Source organism: Citrobacter sp. wls613, from assembly GCF_005281195.1.
Taxonomy (GTDB): Bacteria; Pseudomonadota; Gammaproteobacteria; order Enterobacterales; family Enterobacteriaceae; genus Citrobacter; species Citrobacter gillenii.
Genome location: NZ_SZXN01000021.1, coordinates 1 through 16,238 on the forward strand (window position 1 = coordinate 1; position 16,238 = coordinate 16,238).

Consider the following 16,238-nt stretch of genomic DNA (forward strand, 5'->3'; position numbering starts at 1 on the left):
GCTGGACTTGAACCAGCGACCAAGCGATTATGAGTCGCCTGCTCTAACCACTGAGCTAAGGGGCCGTGGCGGTGGATTATAAAGTAACTCTGCGTTGCAATCCAGCCATAAGCGTACGGATGCTGTTTTTATAAACAATGTGTTTTCAGTCCGTTATACTGGTTGCCTGATGTATTGTGCGGAGTGATTATGGTTAAGGACATACTGGCGCCGGGGCTGCGGGTGGTTTTTTGCGGCATCAATCCGGGGCTCTCTTCGGCAGGTACAGGTTTTCCCTTTGCGCATCCTGCTAACCGCTTTTGGAAGGTCATCCATCAGGCGGGATTTACCGATCGCCTGCTTAAGCCAGAAGAGGCACAACACCTGCTGGATTTTCGCTGTGGCGTCACCAAATTTGTCGACAGGCCAACGGTGCAGGCCAATGAAGTGAAGCTCGAGGAGATGCGTAGCGGTGGTCGTCAGCTCATTGAGAAGATTGAAGACTATCAGCCAGCGGCGCTCGCTATTTTGGGAAAGCAGGCATTTGAGCAAGGCTTTAGCCAGCGTGGTGCACAGTGGGGGAAACAGACGCTGGCGATTGGCGCGACGCAGATCTGGGTGTTGCCGAACCCGAGTGGGTTAAGCCGGATTACGCTGGATAAGTTAGTGGCGGCGTATCGGGAATTAGATGACGCGCTGGTTATGCGTGGGATGTGAAAAAAAACGCCACCTTGCGGTGGCGTTGATGTTTATACGGCGAGATTAATCGTCGAGGAAGCTACGCAGCACTTCAGAACGGCTCGGGTGACGCAGTTTACGCAGCGCCTTCGCTTCGATCTGACGGATACGTTCGCGGGTAACGTCGAACTGTTTCCCGACTTCTTCCAGCGTGTGGTCGGTGTTCATATCGATACCGAAACGCATACGCAGAACTTTTGCTTCACGCGCTGTCAGGCCAGCCAGAACGTCGTGCGTTGCGGCACGCAGGCTCTCGGTAGTGGCAGAGTCCAGCGGCAGCTCGAGGGTGGTATCCTCGATGAAATCACCCAGATGCGAATCTTCATCGTCGCCGATCGGCGTTTCCATGGAGATAGGCTCTTTGGCAATCTTCAGCACTTTACGGATCTTGTCTTCCGGCATCAGCATGCGTTCAGCCAGCTCTTCCGGCGTTGGCTCGCGGCCCATCTCTTGCAGCATCTGGCGGGAGATACGGTTGAGCTTGTTGATGGTCTCAATCATATGCACCGGAATACGAATGGTACGCGCCTGATCTGCGATAGAGCGGGTGATCGCCTGACGGATCCACCAGGTTGCATAGGTGGAGAACTTATAACCACGACGGTATTCAAACTTATCTACCGCTTTCATCAGACCGATGTTGCCTTCCTGAATCAGATCGAGGAATTGCAGACCACGGTTGGTGTATTTCTTAGCGATAGAGATAACCAGACGCAAGTTCGCTTCAACCATCTCTTTTTTCGCACGGCGGGCTTTCGCTTCACCGATGGACATACGACGGTTGATGTCTTTAACCTGCTCGATAGTCAGGCCGGTTTCTTCTTCAATTTGACGCAGTTTCTGCAGGCCGCGGTGGACATCATCTGCCACGTCGTGCAGTTTTTCAGACCACGGTTTGTTCATCGCGATAGCCGCGTTGAACCAAGTTTCGCTGGTTTCGTTGCCGGTGAACAGGGTGATGAAGTTTTTCTTCGGCATTTTGCACTGCTCAACGCAGAGCTTCATGATCAGACGTTCCTGAGTACGCACGCGGTCCATCATGACGCGCATGCTGTTTACCAGGTAGTCGAACTGCTTCGGCACCAGGCGGAACTGTTTGAACACTTCAGACAGCTTCTGAATTTCTTCCTGCGCGGCAGCATGGCTGCGGCCTTTCGCTTTGATAGTGTCGCGGGTGATTTCGTACTGAGTACGCAGTTCACCGAATTTCTCGCGCGCTAATTCAGGGTCGATGCTGTTGTCGTCATCGCTGCTGTCGTCGTCTTCTTCTTCATCTTCGTCTTCGTCGTCATCCATCTCTTCCTGAGAGAGTTCAGACCCGACGTGCGTCGCCGTTGGTGCCATGTCTTCTTCCGCGTTCGGATCGACAAAGCCGGTGATCAGGTCGGAAAGACGCGCTTCTTCAGCTTCTACGCGATCGTACTGCTCGAGCAGATAGGTGATGGCTTCCGGGTATTCTGCAACGGAGCATTGAACCTGGTTAATCCCGTCTTCGATACGTTTAGCGATGTCAATTTCGCCTTCACGGGTTAACAGTTCAACGGTACCCATTTCACGCATGTACATGCGCACCGGGTCAGTTGTACGACCGATTTCGGACTCAACGCTGGACAGAACCTGGGCAGCCGCTTCTTCCGCGTCTTCATCGGTGCTGTTGGAGGTTTCAGCAAGCAGCAGATCATCGGCATCCGGTGCTTCTTCCATCACCTGAATACCCATGTCATTGATCATTTGGATGATGTCTTCGATTTGATCTGAATCGACGATATCTTCCGGCAGATGGTCATTGACCTCGGCATAGGTCAGATAGCCTTGCTCCTTACCACGTTGGACAAGTAGCTTCAGCTGTGACTGCGGGTTTTGCTCCATAAGACGGTATCCACACTTAATTCGTTTGATTGGTGTTGGGCGGTAAAACCGCCAACGGCAAAACGAGGGCATACTTATATTTTGCCGCTGCCTCTCCGTGCGGCTGTCGGGGGCTTCCCGATCGATATTCGGCAGTTAAGCCGTTAAATACTTCATCTTTCACGTTGTCTCTGCGTTAGCTGCGTTCTCTCTTCCTGGTCATGTACTTATGTACACTCCCAGGCGTTCGTTCACTTGCTGCCTTGATACAACGAGAATGATTTTGTCTTTGTTTTGTCTTTCTCTTATTTCTTGGCCAGTTCCTGGTTCAGCGTCCAGAGTTCCCGGCGTTCTTCGTTGCTTAAACCATGTGTGCGCTCACGAGCTATCAACTCTTCCTGGCGCAGTTCAAGCATCGAATCAAACATATGGTTGAGTGAGTCGGTGAAGGTTTTTTCCGCGATATCTTTATCTGCTATATCGTCCCACATCGACAGTTTTTCAAGGGTGGCCGCATCATTTGTGCCACGATAGTGTTCTAACAGTTGTCCGGTGGTCAGACCTGGCTGGGCCAGACAAGTGTTGACCAGTTCTCTGAATAAGCCAAGGCCGGGCAACTTATTTTGATCCAGAGCGCCTAACGGCGGCACCAGCGGGGCTAAACCTGGGTTCTGTACCAGTAACCCTATAAGTATACGCATGGTCGTACGTTTTAGCTGTGGAACAGGGCGGGAAGCTCCATTTTCTGCCAGTTTTGGCATTAAACGTTCAAGCTGGCTGTCATCCAGAATGCCGAGCTTGTTTCCCAACTCCTGCCGCAGATAAATGCGCAACGTTTCGCCCGGGACTTGAGTGATCAGCGGCAAGGCCAGCGTACTGAGCTGTGCTCGTCCGTCCGGGGTACTCAAATCTACCTGTGGTAACAGGCTGTTAAACAGAAACGCGGAGAGCGGTAAGGCCTGCTCCATCCGGGCTTCAAAGGCTTCTTTCCCTTCTTTACGCACCAGCGTATCGGGATCTTCACCGTCAGGTAAGAACATAAAGCGCAGCTGGCGTCCGTCCGTCATATACGGCAGTGCAGTTTCCAGCGCGCGCCATGCGGCATCGCGTCCGGCCCGGTCACCGTCGTAACAACAAATCACTTGGTTCGTCGCACGGAACAACAGCTGGATGTGATCGGCAGTGGTTGACGTCCCGAGGGAGGCCACGGCGTAGTTAATGCCGTATTGGGCCAACGCCACCACATCCATATAGCCTTCAACCACTAACAGGCGCTGCGGATCGGCGTTATCCTGCTGGGCTTCATAAAGGCCATACAGCTGGCGACCTTTATGGAAAATATCGGTTTCCGGGGAGTTCAGGTACTTCGGCAGGGCATCGCCCAGCACGCGTCCACCAAAACCAATGACCCGACCGCGTTTGTCGCGGATAGGGAACATCACTCGCTCACGGAAGCGATCGTAACTGCGTCCCTGATCGTTGGTCACCAACATACCCGCGTCAATCAATGCCTGGCGATTCTCAGGATTGCCGCCAAACCGTTTCAGGACGTTGTCCCAACCGGGGGGGGCAAAACCAATAGCAAAACGATCGATCACGTCGCTACTGAGTCCTCGCTTTTCCAGGTACTGGCGCGCAGGGGTAGCGGCGGGTTGTATCAGAGACTGTTGATAAAAAGTGTTCAGGCCGTCCATCAATTGATAGAGGCTTTGCCGTTGATGGCGCTCTATCTGACTGGGGCCGTTGCCTGCTTCATAAGGCACTTCAAGGTTGTGCATTGCGGCCAGTTCTTCGACGGTTTCCACAAACTCGAGCTTGTCGTAGTTCATGAGAAAGTCGACGGCGTTGCCGTGCGCGCCACACCCAAAGCAGTGATAAAACTGTTTTTCACCGTTTACGGTGAAAGAGGGGGTTTTCTCGTTATGGAACGGACAACACGCATGATAATTTTTGCCCTGCTTTTTCAGCTTAACTCGTGCATCGATGAGATCGACGATGTCGGTTCTTGCCAGCAGGTCATTAATGAATACACGTGGGATTCGTCCAGCCATATGCCCCGTTATTACACTTCATCCTTCAAACTGTCTCTGCGTTGGCTGCGCTCGCTCACCCCTGTCACTTACTTAAGTAAGCTCCGGGGATTCACTCACTTGCCGTCTTGATACAGTGTGAATGATTTTGTGTAGTTACTGATGTATAAACGAAAATAAGCCGCGCATTCCTTCCGGAAGCACGGCCTTACAACTACAACTCAGTCTGAATTGAGAGCCTTAGCTCCCAATAGATTAGTACAGACGAGTGCGGCGTGCGTTTTCGCGAGCCAGTTTCTTCGCGTGACGTTTCACAGCAGAAGCTTTAGCGCGCTTACGTTCGGTAGTCGGTTTTTCATAGAACTCACGACGACGAACTTCCGCCAGAACACCTGCTTTCTCGCAGGAACGCTTGAAGCGACGCAGTGCTACGTCGAACGGCTCGTTTTCACGTACTTTAATTACCGGCATGTAACTCTCACCTTTATAAATTCGGTTTGCCGCTGGCATCTACGCCAGCTTATTTCAAAATGGTGCGGAATTTTACTGCAATTGCTGCTGCTTTGTAAAGCACCGACGCGATTTTGAAAGGGACTTTTATAAGGGTGAGGAGTATACACGAGGGTTCTTCCTTGGGCGAACAAAGTTTTACATCAACCCGCATTCGACCTACACTGCGCGGTATTAGAGCGAGGTAAAACAAGTCATGCGTGTACTGGGAATTGAAACATCCTGCGATGAAACCGGCATCGCCATTTACGACGATGAAAAAGGTCTTTTAGCCAACCAATTGTATAGTCAGGTGAAATTGCACGCTGACTACGGTGGGGTTGTGCCTGAATTGGCTTCGCGCGATCACGTGCGTAAAACCGTACCGTTGATTCAGGCGGCGCTGATTGAAGCAGGGTTAACGGCAAAAGATATTGATGCGGTGGCCTATACCGCAGGACCGGGTCTGGTCGGTGCGCTGCTGGTGGGGGCGACCGTAGGGCGTTCTCTGGCGTTCGCCTGGAATGTTCCGGCCATTCCTGTACACCATATGGAAGGCCATTTGCTGGCACCGATGCTGGAAGATAATCCGCCGGAATATCCTTTTGTAGCGCTGCTGGTTTCTGGCGGACACACGCAGCTAATTAGCGTCACCGGTATTGGACAGTATGAGTTGCTGGGCGAATCGATTGACGATGCGGCCGGTGAAGCGTTCGATAAAACGGCCAAACTGCTGGGGCTGGATTATCCAGGTGGCCCGATGCTGTCTAAGCTGGCGTCTCAGGGCGTGGAAAAGCGTTTTGTCTTCCCGCGCCCGATGACCGATCGTCCGGGGCTGGATTTCAGCTTCTCAGGCTTGAAAACGTTTGCCGCAAATACCATTCGTAATAACGAAAACGACGATCAGACCCGTGCGGATATCGCCCGTGCATTTGAAGATGCGGTGGTCGATACGCTGATGATCAAGTGCAAACGCGCGCTGGATCAAACCGGTTTTAAGCGTCTGGTGATGGCGGGGGGCGTGAGCGCTAACCGTACCCTGCGGGCCGCACTTGCGGAAATGATGCAAAAACGTCGTGGCGAAGTGTTCTATGCGCGCCCGGAATTTTGTACCGATAACGGGGCGATGATCGCCTATGCGGGCATGGTGCGTTTTAAATCCGGAGCAACGGCAGACCTTGGTGTCACCGTGCGTCCACGCTGGCCGTTGGCGGAGTTACCGGCGGCGTAAGCGCACCGGGAGCGGACTGGTGAGATGCGTAGGGAAAAGGGGCGACACTACGCCGCCCCGGCGGGATTTACAGTAAAACCAGAGGCATCCACAGCAGGCCGGTTATCACCAGCAGGACGAGGAATATCAGGCCGAAGATGGCGCCCAGTCGCCAGTAATCGGCCGTCGGCAAGTAGCCGCTGCCGTAGTAGATCGGGCTTGGTCCGGTAGCGTACGGGGTCAAAATGCTGCCCAGACCAATGGCGGCACCGACCATCAGGCAGAATACCGGCAGCGGGATGTCCGGCATCGCCAACGCGGCTGCAATCATCATTGGCGCGAGGGCAGAGGTATAGGCCGTGGCGCTGGCAAAGAAATAACGCAACAGATAGAACACCACGATCAACGCCACCATTACCATTATCGGCGAGTAGCCGCTGAGTCCGTTTGCCAGCAGTTTGCCGAACCAGGAGATAAAGCCAGTATTGTTCAGCCCGGTGGCAAGGGTAATCAGCGAAGCCAGCCAGAAAAAGACGTTCCATGCCGCTTTATTACTGACAATGTCATCCCAGCTAATGATGCGCAGTACCAGCATCAACGCCACCACGCTGTAGCCGACCATTGCGGCATCAATATAGTCACCGCCAAAGATCCACAGCACCAGCGCTCCCACCATCAATACCAGCATCTTTTTCTCACGCGCGCACAGTGGCCCCATCGCCTTCAGCTCGGTTTCCGCCCAGCGCGGGACCTGATCGCCAGATTTCTGCACCGGTGGGTACAGCACGTAGGCCAGCCAGGGCACGATCAACACCAGTAAAATGCTCAGCGGCAGCATGCCTAAGAACCAGTCACCCCAGCTTAACGCTGTATGGGAAGCACCTTTCATCAGGCCAATTAACAGCAGATTTGGTGCCATCGCCGTTAAAAAAATAGCGCTGGTGACGCAGTCGGCGACGATCCCCATCCACATAATGTAAGAGCCAATGGAGCGGGCGCTGGGATCGTTGGGTTGAGAGTGATACAGCGGCGGCAGGTTACGAATGATCGGGTAGATAATGCCTGCGCCGCGTGCGGAATTAGACGGTGTCACGGGGGCAAGGATCAGTTCGGAGAACATCACCGCATAGCCGAGAAACAGCGTGCGATGCCCCATCTTCTTTACCAGCATCAGCGCGATACGCCGACCCAGACCCGTTTTCTCGTAACCGGTACCGAACATAAAGGCGGCGAAAATCAGCCAGATAACCGAGTTAGAAAACCCCGACACAGCCCATGATAACGATTTGGCGGTAAATTTAAATCCGTCCTGGGCGAGTTGCTCAGGGCTGAACAACAGCCACGGCGACAGCACGGCAATGATAGAAATACCAATCATCGCCACTACCGCACCGGGAACAGGTTCCAGGATAAGTCCGACGATGACCCCGGTAAAGACGGCAAAATAGAGCCAGGTGTGGCTTTCAAGACCGCCAGGAACGGGCAAAACAGCAATAATGGCGATGACCACCAGCGGAGCCAGGTATCGCCACCAACCAGCTAAAGGTGCCATTGTTGTATCCCTGCGAAAGGGGGAGAGGTATGCGCCTCTCCGGGAGGGTTATTTGATGTAGTGCACGTGCTCGCAGATTTCTTCGACGATCGGGTCGCGACGTTCAGCGAACAGCTTTTTGTTTTCGGCGATCAGGTTGTTGCCATGGGTATCGATGGAAACAATCAGCGGGCCAAACTCTTTAACCCGGCACACCCACAGGGATTCCGGCATGCCCAATTCCGTCCAGTGCACTTCTTCAATTTCTTCAACCTGCGTGGCGGCAACAACCGCGCAGCCAGCCGGGAAGATCACGTGCAGTGCTTTGAATTGCTTACACCCTTCTTCGGTCAACGGTCCCATGCCGCCTTTGCCGACCACCAGTTTGACGCCGGTTTGCTCGATGAACTCTTTCTCAAAGGCTTCCATACGCATGCTGGTGGTTGGGCCGACGGAGACCATCTCCCATTTTTCCCCGTTCTTACGCACGATCGGGCCAGCGTGAAAAATGGCTTTACCGTTTAGATCGTACGGGATCGGGCGCTTGAGTTCGATCAAACGGCGGTGACACACGTCGCGACAGGTCACCAGCGTACCGGTCAGGTAAATGACATCGCCGACGCGAATGTCTGCCAGATCTTCGGCTTTGATCGGGGTTGTCAGGATCTTTTTCATAACGCGCTCCGGGTGTGAGACAAATTTTCGAAGGAGAGATCGGCATGAACCCGCAGCGTGCCGCGACGGTGCGCCCAGCAGCCGGTAGAAACGGCCACGCCGATAGTCGACGGGTGGCGTGCGGCAGATTCGATATGTACGCCCATCACGGAGCTGTTACCCGTTAGCCCCTGTGGGCCAATACCCAGACGGTTAAGTCCTTCCTCGAGACGCAGTTCCAGCTCGGCAGCTTTGGGATTAGGATGGCGTGAGCCAATCGGGCGCAGTACGGCTTTGCGTGACAGCACGGCGGCGGTTTCAACGGAGGTCGCAATACCTACGCCGACCAGCACCGGTGGGCAGGCGTTTACTGCTAACGTGGAGATATTCTCAAAAACAAACTTCACGACACCTTCGTAGCCTTCGGAAGGCATTAACACTTTGGAACGCCCCGGCAGCGTACAGCCGCCGCCCGCCATATAGACTTCAATTTCTGCGTCGTCAGCGTCGGGGATGATGTCCCAGGTGACCCATGGCACGCCGGTACCGGTATTTTTGCCGGTGTTTACCTCGTCAAAAATCTCTACCGCATTGTGGCGTAGCGGCGCTTTCACGGTGGCGTCTTCAACGGCCTGCTTAAGGATGCTTTGCAGTTCGCCCAGCAGTGGAAAACGGGAACCGACCTTCACAAAGAACATGATTTCACCGGTGTCCTGACACGCCGGGCGATTCAGGTCGATCGCCTTCTGCATGTTGTCAAACATGGTGTGGTAGATAATTTTACCCATCGGCGAGGTTTCGCCTTCGCGTAGCTGTTTTAATTTATCTACGACATCGTCGGGCATACGGGTAGAAATCATGGCGGTAAAATCAGCGACAATGTTAGTCAGCGTATTTATCGCATGTTGGTTATTTTGATGGCTCATCATGTCAACTCCAGTTCTTTTATTTATCTGGAAATAAATTCTCCCGGACAAACTACCACTAAAAATGTGGTTTTATATTTTTTAGCGCTGTGAATAACCAATTAACAGTTCGTGAATGATGTCCGCTTAAGATAATAAAAATTGCGCAAAGGCAGGGTTTATTATGTCCAGGGGAATTACACTGCGATTCACACCCTCACGGATATCCTGAACATGCTGAACACCTATCCCCTGGCGAAAGACCTGCAGGTGCTGGTTGAAATTGTGCATAGCGGCAGCTTTAGCGCGGCGGCAGCGACCCTTGGGCAGACGCCAGCGTTTGTGACAAAACGCATTCAGATTCTGGAGTCTACGCTAGGGGCCACGCTGCTTAACCGCTCCGCACGCGGCGTGGCGTTAACGGAAAGCGGTCAGCGGTGCTATGAACATGCGCAGGAGATCCTCGCCCGCTATCAGCATCTGGTGGATGACGTCACGCAAATCAAAACGCGTCCGGAAGGGATGATCCGTATTGGTTGTAGCTTTGGGTTTGGGCGCAGTTATATCGCCCCAGCGATTACCGAATTGATGCATAGCTATCCTGAATTACAGGTGCATTTTGAACTGTACGATCGGCAAATTGATTTAGCGCAGGATAATATCGATCTGGATATTCGTATTAATGATGAAATTCCCGATTATTATATTGCGCATTTGTTAACGAAAAATAAAAGAATATTGTGTGCTGCACCGACATATTTACGAGAATACGGGGATCCAAAGACGTTACAGGAATTAAGTCGCCATGATTGCCTGGTTACCAAAGAGCGCGATATGACGCACGGGGTTTGGGAACTTGATAATGGGCATGAGAAAAAATCGGTCAAGGTGGCGGGGCATCTTTCTTCTAACAGCGGCGAGATTGTGTTGCAGTGGGCGTTACAGGGAAAAGGGATCATGCTGCGTTCTGAGTGGGACGTACAGCCGTTTCTGCTCAGCGGTGAACTGGTTCGCGTGTTGCCAGAATATGCGCAGAGCGCCAATATCTGGGCGGTGTATCAGGAGCCATTGTATCGCAGCGTAAAGCTACGGGTGTGCGTAGAGTTTCTGGCAACGTGGTGCCAGCAGCGGTTGGGTAAGCCGGTTGACGGGTATCAGATCCTGTAAGCCGGATAAGACACCGTCGCATCATCATCCGGCAGTATCGTCACTCGGGATCTTTTTCGCGCTTTTTCTTCAGCTTGGTCCAGATCTTCGGCTCCTGTCGACGCCACAGACGTTGGATGTTGTCATGATGGCGCAGCAGAATTAAGCACGACAGCATGGATACCGGGAAGGTGAACTGGGGTTTGAACCACCAGACATAGAATGGGGCTATCAGGGCGCTGACGATGGCCCCTAATGAGGAATAACCGCTCAGCAAGATGGTCAGCAACCAGGTGCCCGCCATGACGCCGGTTAAATCCCAGCCAATCGGCGCAATGGCGCCAAAGGCGGTGGCGACGCCTTTCCCACCTTTAAAACCGAAGAACACCGGCCAGATGTGTCCCAGGCAGGCGGCGATAGCAATCAAGCCCAACCAGAAAGGACTAACGCCTAGCGCGTATGCACCCCACACGGGTAACATACCCTTCAGGACGTCAAAAATCAGCACGGCGACGGCGGCTCCTTTGCCACCAATTCGCAATACGTTTGTCGCGCCCGGATTTCCAGAACCGCTATCACGTGGGTCCGGCAATCCAGCGAGGCGGCATACCAGAATAGCACTGGAAATTGAGCCGCAGAGGTACGCGAAGATAATCATTCCAGGCGCGATTGCACTCATAAGCTGTTCCGTTTTGAAAATGTCGTGTAAAACACTACTTCCGTGGATAATACGCATATTTCGCCGGAAGTGGTATCCGGGTTAGCCAAAAAGCAGGCAGGTCGTGATGGATATTGTATTTATAGAGCAACTTTCGGTAATCACCACTATTGGTGTTTATGACTGGGAACAGACTATCGAACAAAAACTGGTGTTCGATATCGAAATGGCATGGGATAACCGCAAATCAGCGAAAAGCGACGATGTTGCCGATTGCCTGAGCTATGCTGATATCGCACAAACGGTGGTCAGCCATGTGGAAGGCGGACGTTTTGCGCTGGTTGAACGCGTGGCTGAAGAGGTGGCAGACCTCCTGCTTAGCCGTTTTAATTCCCCATGGGTACGCATCAAGCTCAGCAAGCCGGGGGCGGTGGCGAGAGCGGCAAACGTCGGCGTTATCATTGAGCGTGGCAATAATCTGAAAGAAAGTAATTAAATTAATAATATCTAAACCTAACAGGTATAAAAGAGTCCTAACGTTGGCTCTTTTTTGCCGTGGTTTTCTATCTAGGGGTTAATTGATGAGTGATATGCACTCGCTGCTGGTGGCGGCAATTTTGGGTGTGGTCGAGGGATTGACGGAGTTTTTGCCTGTATCCAGCACCGGCCATATGATTATTGTTGGCCATCTGCTGGGGTTTGAAGGCGCTACCGCAAAGACATTTGAAGTGGTTATTCAACTGGGTTCCATTTTGGCTGTTGTGGTGATGTTCTGGCGCCGCTTGTTTGGCCTGATTGGCATTCACTTTGGTAAAGCCCCGCATGAAGGAACCGGCAAGGGACGACTAACGCTGGGGCATATCCTGTTAGGGATGATCCCGGCCGTGGTACTGGGACTGATTTTCCACGATACCATCAAATCATTGTTTAACCCGATCAACGTGATGTATGCGCTGGTGGTGGGGGGCGTGCTGCTGATAGCCGCAGAATGCCTGAAGCCGAAAGAGCCGCGCGCGCCGGGTCTGGATGATATGACTTATCGTCAGGCGTTTATGATTGGCTGCTTCCAGTGCCTGGCGCTGTGGCCGGGATTTTCCCGTTCCGGAGCGACCATTTCAGGCGGTATGCTGATGGGCGTGAGCCGCTATGCCGCATCGGAATTCTCATTCCTGCTGGCGGTACCAATGATGATGGGTGCCACGGCGTTAGATCTCTACAAAAGCTGGTCGTTCCTGAGCGCGTCAGACATTCCAATGTTTGCTGTGGGCTTCGTGACGGCATTTGTCGTGGCGCTGGTGGCGATCAAAACCTTCCTGCAGCTGATTAAACGTATCTCGTTTATTCCATTTGCGATTTATCGTTTTGTGGTCGCCGCCGCTGTTTACGTGGTGTTCTTCTAACTTTTGTGTGCCCGGTGGCGCTTATGCTTACCGGGCCTACGGAACGAGATGTTGACCCCGTAGGCCGGATAAGCGCAGCGCATCCGGCAACATACTGCCTACGCTTTTGGGCAACGCTGTTCCTTCCAACTGGCCACCGCCGCAATGCGACGTCGTGTCAGCTCCTCGCGAATGTCCGACCCTTTGAATCCTGCCTCAACGACCTCCTTCGTCGGCACAGTCTGTGCGACTTGCCAGGCCTCCCGCAGCAGCCTACCTTGCGGGTAATCTGCTGCTTCAAAACCGGTGCGACCCCGGACGTCGGCCTCACTGGTCAGGGCAATTTGTTCCACACGCTGCGGTTTACGCCAGGCATCGATGGAATCAAACAACTTCACGATAGTTTTCGGCTGCAGGATCGGGAACGTATGAATGAGATCGTGGAATTCCGCCACCAGTTTGGCTAAATCGCGGATGTCATTGGGCACCCGCAGACGCTGACATAACTGCTCTACCAGTTTGACACCCGCCGGGCCGTGACCATGATGACGTGGCCACAGCGCTTTTGGCGTCAGAGCCTTGCCAAGATCGTGGCACAGCGTGGCAAAACGTATATCTACGTTTGGGCTCAACATGGCCGCCATCGACAGCGTCATCAGCGTGTGAATACCGGTGTCGATTTCCGGATGCCATTGAGCCGGCGCCGGGACGCCAAACAGAGCGTCTATTTCCGGGAACAGAACGCGCAGTGCGCCGCAGTCGCGCAGGACCTGGAAAAAGACCTGTGGATTACGGGTAGTTAACGCATTTTCCGTTTCTTTCCAGACTCGTTCCGGCGTCAAATGTGCCAGTTCTCCGGCAGCGGTCATCTCGCGCATTAAGGCCAGGGTTTCATCGGCGATACGGAAGCTGAGGTGTGCATAACGCGCGGCAAAGCGCGCCACGCGCAGTACGCGCAGCGGATCTTCGCTAAAAGCAGGGGAAACATGGCGCAGTAGACGATTTTCCAGATCGCGACGCCCGTTATACGGGTCGATAATCTCGCCGTCATCATCGCGGGCCAGCGCGTTGATCGTCAGGTCGCGGCGCTGGAGATCGGCTTCCAGCGTTACGTCTGCTGCGGCATAGCAGGTAAATCCGGTGTAGCCTGAACCTGATTTTCGTTCGGTTCGCGCCAGCGCATATTCTTCGCGTGTTTGCGGATGGAGAAAAACAGGAAAATCGCGGCCTACCTGCTGGTAGCCCGCGTCGAGCATCTCTTGCGGCGTGGCGCCGACGACAACCCAATCTTTATCTTTAACCGGTAGCCCTAATAACGCATCCCGAACAGCCCCACCGACCAGATAAATCTTCACGCCACTTTCCTTTTGAAAAAAATCATCCCTTAATCATATGTCAGTGTGGCGGAGAAGGCGATTCAGTTCATCCAGCGATCTTTGCGTTTACGGGTTGGGATCATGTGTGGCAGAACCAGACCGAGCAACAGACCCAGACCCAGTACGCCGCCGCCATACATAAACCACTGCATGATGATGGTGCGCTGCTTGTCATCAAGCTGCAAATTCGCGGCACTGACCTTTTTCTGCGCCACAATCAGCTCGTTTTTTAGCTTCTGGTTTTCTTCTTTCAACCCATTGATCACACTGTCGCTTTGCGCCACTTTTTGCTGCATATCGGCGGTACGCTGGTTCCAGGTGGTATCAATATTATTGAGCTTATCGGTCAGTGTTTTTACCTGGTTTTCCAGTTCCGGAACGCGGGTACGCAGGCTTGGCGTGCTGTTCAGCTCTTTCAGCGGGATCCAGGCCGTACGTCCGGTACTGTCTTTTACCTGGGCGTAGTTGGTGCTGGCATCGGTCTGTAACAGAATGACTTCCTCGCCGGCGTTAACCGTACCCACGAGGCGATAATTATCTCCCGGACCGCTGCGGACCCAGGTGTTCAGTTCATCAGAGACATAGCGCTTTTCTTCTGCATGGGTGACGGCAGTGGCGCTAAGTGCGAGTAAAGTTAATCCAATCAGGCGTAATTTTGGCATCAGGCTGTCGTTATTGTCATAGAAAGTGGAACGATAGTAGTGGCATCAGTGTCTCTACGCAAAGCATTCAACATCAATCGGAATCATCTGTGTCCTTTTTGCCACCACTCGAAACTTTTACGCCCGTCAAATTGCTCGTTGCATGGCAATTTGGCGCAAAATACTATCTACTGACAATCAAGAACGCACTTAGTTCGCAGTCTGTTTTCTCAACTGTGACATAACCCATAAGTACAAGATCATGACCCAGGAAATCGAATTAAAATTTATCGTCAATAATGATGCTGTTGATGCATTACGCGAACGTCTGAATACGCTGGGGGGAGAGCATCATGCGCCCAGCCAGTTGCTGAATATCTACTATGAAACGCCGGATGGGTGGTTGCGTAGCCATGATATGGGGCTGCGTATTCGCGGTGAGAACGGTCGTTATGAAATGACCCTGAAAATTGCCGGACGGGTCACGGGGGGGTTGCATCAGCGACCAGAGTATAATGTTGCGTTGAGCGAGCCAGAACTGGATCTTGCGCTGCTTCCAGCCGAAGTCTGGCCAAATGGCGAACTGCCAGCCGATCTCGCCTCCCAGCTACAACCGCTGTTCAGCACTGATTTTAACCGTGAGAAATGGCTGCTTGAGGTTGACGGTAGCCAGATTGAACTCGCCCTCGATCTGGGTGAAGTGAAGGCCGGAGAGTTCGCTGAACCGCTCTGTGAGCTTGAACTGGAACTGGTCAGCGGCGATACCCGTGCGGTGTTGAAGTTGGCAAATCAGCTGGTTGCCGAGGAGGGTTTACGCCTGGGTGGCCTGAGTAAGGCGGCACGGGGTTATCATCTGGCGCAGGGGAATGCCCCACGCGAGCTGAAGCCGACGCGTATTCTGAAAGTCCCGGCCAAGGCCAGCATTGAGCAGGGGCTTGAAGCCGCGCTGGAACTAGCATTGTCGCAATGGCAGTACCATGAGGAGTTATGGGTTCGCGGCGTAAAAGGCGCCAAATCGGAAGTGTTGGCGGCGATGGGGCTGGTACGCCACATCCTGATGCTGTTTGGCGGGAATGTTCCACGTAAAGCGAGCGCTCACTTACGTGATTTGCTGACCCAGTCGGAAGCGATTATTGCCGCTGAAACTTCTGCGGTATCTGCGGTTTACAACCCGCAAACGGCAATGGCAAAACTGGCACTCACCGAGTGGTTGGTGACTAAAGGGTGGCAACCGTTCCTCGATGCGAAAGCGCAGGCCAAAATCGCCGACTCCTTCAAGCGTTTCTCTGATACCCATCTTTCACGTCATGCGGCTGAACTGAAAACGGTGTTTGGTCAGCCATTGGGCGATCAATATGCCGACCAAATCCCGCGCCTGACGCGAAACATTGACAGTATTCTGATGCTGGCAGGCTATTACGATGAGAAGGTGGCATCGGAATGGATTGCGACTTGGCAGGGTTTACGTCATGCCATCATGACGCGCCAACATATTGAAATTGAACATTATCGTAATGAAGCGATCTCTGAGGAGCCGTTCTGGCTGCACAGCGGTAAACGATAATCAGGACCGAGATCAGGATGCCTTTATCAGGCCTACGCGATGGGCGTAAATGTCTTGTAGGCCGGATAAGGCGAAACGCCACTATCCGGC

General features: G+C 53.2%; 15 protein-coding genes. 6 read left to right on the forward strand and 9 right to left on the reverse strand.

Features of this window, described 5'->3' with window-relative positions; translation table 11 throughout:
* Positions 1-189 precede the first annotated feature (189 nt).
* The gene (gene mug, locus FDX01_RS03655) at positions 190-696 is read left to right on the forward strand and encodes a G/U mismatch-specific DNA glycosylase (protein ID WP_137399254.1); all 507 of its coding nucleotides are present in this window, start codon (positions 190-192) and stop codon (positions 694-696) included.
* A 45-nt stretch (positions 697-741) separates the two neighbouring features.
* Here the strand turns inward: mug and rpoD are convergent, their stop codons facing one another.
* The 3 genes from rpoD to rpsU all read right to left on the reverse strand — a co-directional run bounded on the left by rpoD (position 742) and on the right by rpsU (position 5,066).
* Positions 742-2,586 carry an RNA polymerase sigma factor RpoD gene (gene rpoD / locus FDX01_RS03660; RefSeq protein ID WP_096755616.1) on the reverse strand — a complete coding sequence of 615 codons (1,845 nt, stop codon included), beginning with the start codon at positions 2,584-2,586 and terminating at the stop codon, positions 742-744.
* Positions 2,587-2,870: 284 nt separating this feature from the next.
* Positions 2,871-4,616: a DNA primase gene (gene dnaG / locus FDX01_RS03665; RefSeq protein WP_117342687.1), complete on the reverse strand. Its 1,746-nt coding sequence runs from the start codon at positions 4,614-4,616 to the stop codon at positions 2,871-2,873.
* 234 nt (positions 4,617-4,850) lie between these two features.
* Positions 4,851-5,066 (reverse strand): 30S ribosomal protein S21, encoded by a 216-nt coding sequence (gene rpsU / locus FDX01_RS03670; protein ID WP_001144069.1) that lies wholly within the window; start codon positions 5,064-5,066, stop codon positions 4,851-4,853.
* 235 nt (positions 5,067-5,301) lie between these two features.
* Between rpsU and tsaD the strand changes: the two genes are divergently transcribed.
* Positions 5,302-6,315 (forward strand): tRNA (adenosine(37)-N6)-threonylcarbamoyltransferase complex transferase subunit TsaD, encoded by a 1,014-nt coding sequence (gene tsaD / locus FDX01_RS03675; protein ID WP_096755618.1) that lies wholly within the window; start codon positions 5,302-5,304, stop codon positions 6,313-6,315.
* Positions 6,316-6,382: 67 nt separating this feature from the next.
* On the opposite strand, the gene FDX01_RS03680 is transcribed toward tsaD, so the two are convergent.
* Genes FDX01_RS03680 through ttdA form a run of 3 tightly spaced genes read right to left on the reverse strand, consistent with a single transcriptional unit; the run spans position 6,383 to position 9,408 of the window.
* Positions 6,383-7,846 carry an anion permease gene (locus FDX01_RS03680; protein ID WP_137399255.1) on the reverse strand — a complete coding sequence of 488 codons (1,464 nt, stop codon included), beginning with the start codon at positions 7,844-7,846 and terminating at the stop codon, positions 6,383-6,385.
* Between the two features lie 48 nt (positions 7,847-7,894).
* Positions 7,895-8,500 carry a L(+)-tartrate dehydratase subunit beta gene (gene ttdB, locus FDX01_RS03685; RefSeq protein WP_115454410.1) on the reverse strand — a complete coding sequence of 202 codons (606 nt, stop codon included), beginning with the start codon at positions 8,498-8,500 and terminating at the stop codon, positions 7,895-7,897.
* Complete coding sequence (gene ttdA / locus FDX01_RS03690) at positions 8,497-9,408, reverse strand: L(+)-tartrate dehydratase subunit alpha (RefSeq protein ID WP_096755621.1); 912 nt, start codon at positions 9,406-9,408, stop codon at positions 8,497-8,499. Before ttdA ends, ttdB begins: the two co-directional genes overlap by 4 nt.
* 210 nt (positions 9,409-9,618) lie before the next feature.
* Between ttdA and FDX01_RS03695 the strand changes: the two genes are divergently transcribed.
* Positions 9,619-10,551, forward strand: a complete 933-nt coding sequence (locus FDX01_RS03695; protein ID WP_135911392.1) for a LysR family transcriptional regulator — start codon at positions 9,619-9,621, stop codon at positions 10,549-10,551.
* A 40-nt stretch (positions 10,552-10,591) separates the two neighbouring features.
* Here FDX01_RS03695 and plsY read toward each other — a convergent pair whose 3' ends face one another.
* Complete coding sequence (gene plsY, locus FDX01_RS03700) at positions 10,592-11,209, reverse strand: glycerol-3-phosphate 1-O-acyltransferase PlsY (RefSeq protein WP_096759329.1); 618 nt, start codon at positions 11,207-11,209, stop codon at positions 10,592-10,594.
* 106 nt (positions 11,210-11,315) lie between these two features.
* On the opposite strand from plsY, the gene folB reads away from it, so the two are divergent.
* Together folB and bacA are read left to right on the forward strand one after the other, a co-directional pair.
* On the forward strand, positions 11,316-11,684 hold the full coding sequence (gene folB / locus FDX01_RS03705; protein WP_096755623.1) for a bifunctional dihydroneopterin aldolase/7,8-dihydroneopterin epimerase: 369 nt from the start codon (positions 11,316-11,318) through the stop codon (positions 11,682-11,684).
* 85 nt (positions 11,685-11,769) lie between these two features.
* On the forward strand, positions 11,770-12,588 hold the full coding sequence (gene bacA, locus FDX01_RS03710) for an undecaprenyl-diphosphate phosphatase (protein ID WP_096755624.1): 819 nt from the start codon (positions 11,770-11,772) through the stop codon (positions 12,586-12,588).
* A 98-nt stretch (positions 12,589-12,686) separates the two neighbouring features.
* On the opposite strand, the gene FDX01_RS03715 is transcribed toward bacA, so the two are convergent.
* Both FDX01_RS03715 and FDX01_RS03720 read right to left on the reverse strand, forming a co-directional pair.
* The gene (locus FDX01_RS03715; protein WP_137399256.1) at positions 12,687-13,922 is read right to left on the reverse strand and encodes a multifunctional CCA addition/repair protein; all 1,236 of its coding nucleotides are present in this window, start codon (positions 13,920-13,922) and stop codon (positions 12,687-12,689) included.
* A gap of 62 nt (positions 13,923-13,984) precedes the next feature.
* Positions 13,985-14,605 (reverse strand): TIGR04211 family SH3 domain-containing protein, encoded by a 621-nt coding sequence (locus FDX01_RS03720; protein ID WP_137363330.1) that lies wholly within the window; start codon positions 14,603-14,605, stop codon positions 13,985-13,987.
* Positions 14,606-14,846: 241 nt separating this feature from the next.
* Here FDX01_RS03720 and FDX01_RS03725 point away from each other — a divergent pair, with 241 nt between their 5' ends.
* Positions 14,847-16,148 (forward strand): inorganic triphosphatase, encoded by a 1,302-nt coding sequence (locus tag FDX01_RS03725; protein WP_137399257.1) that lies wholly within the window; start codon positions 14,847-14,849, stop codon positions 16,146-16,148.
* The last annotated feature ends 90 nt before the right edge of the window (positions 16,149-16,238 follow it).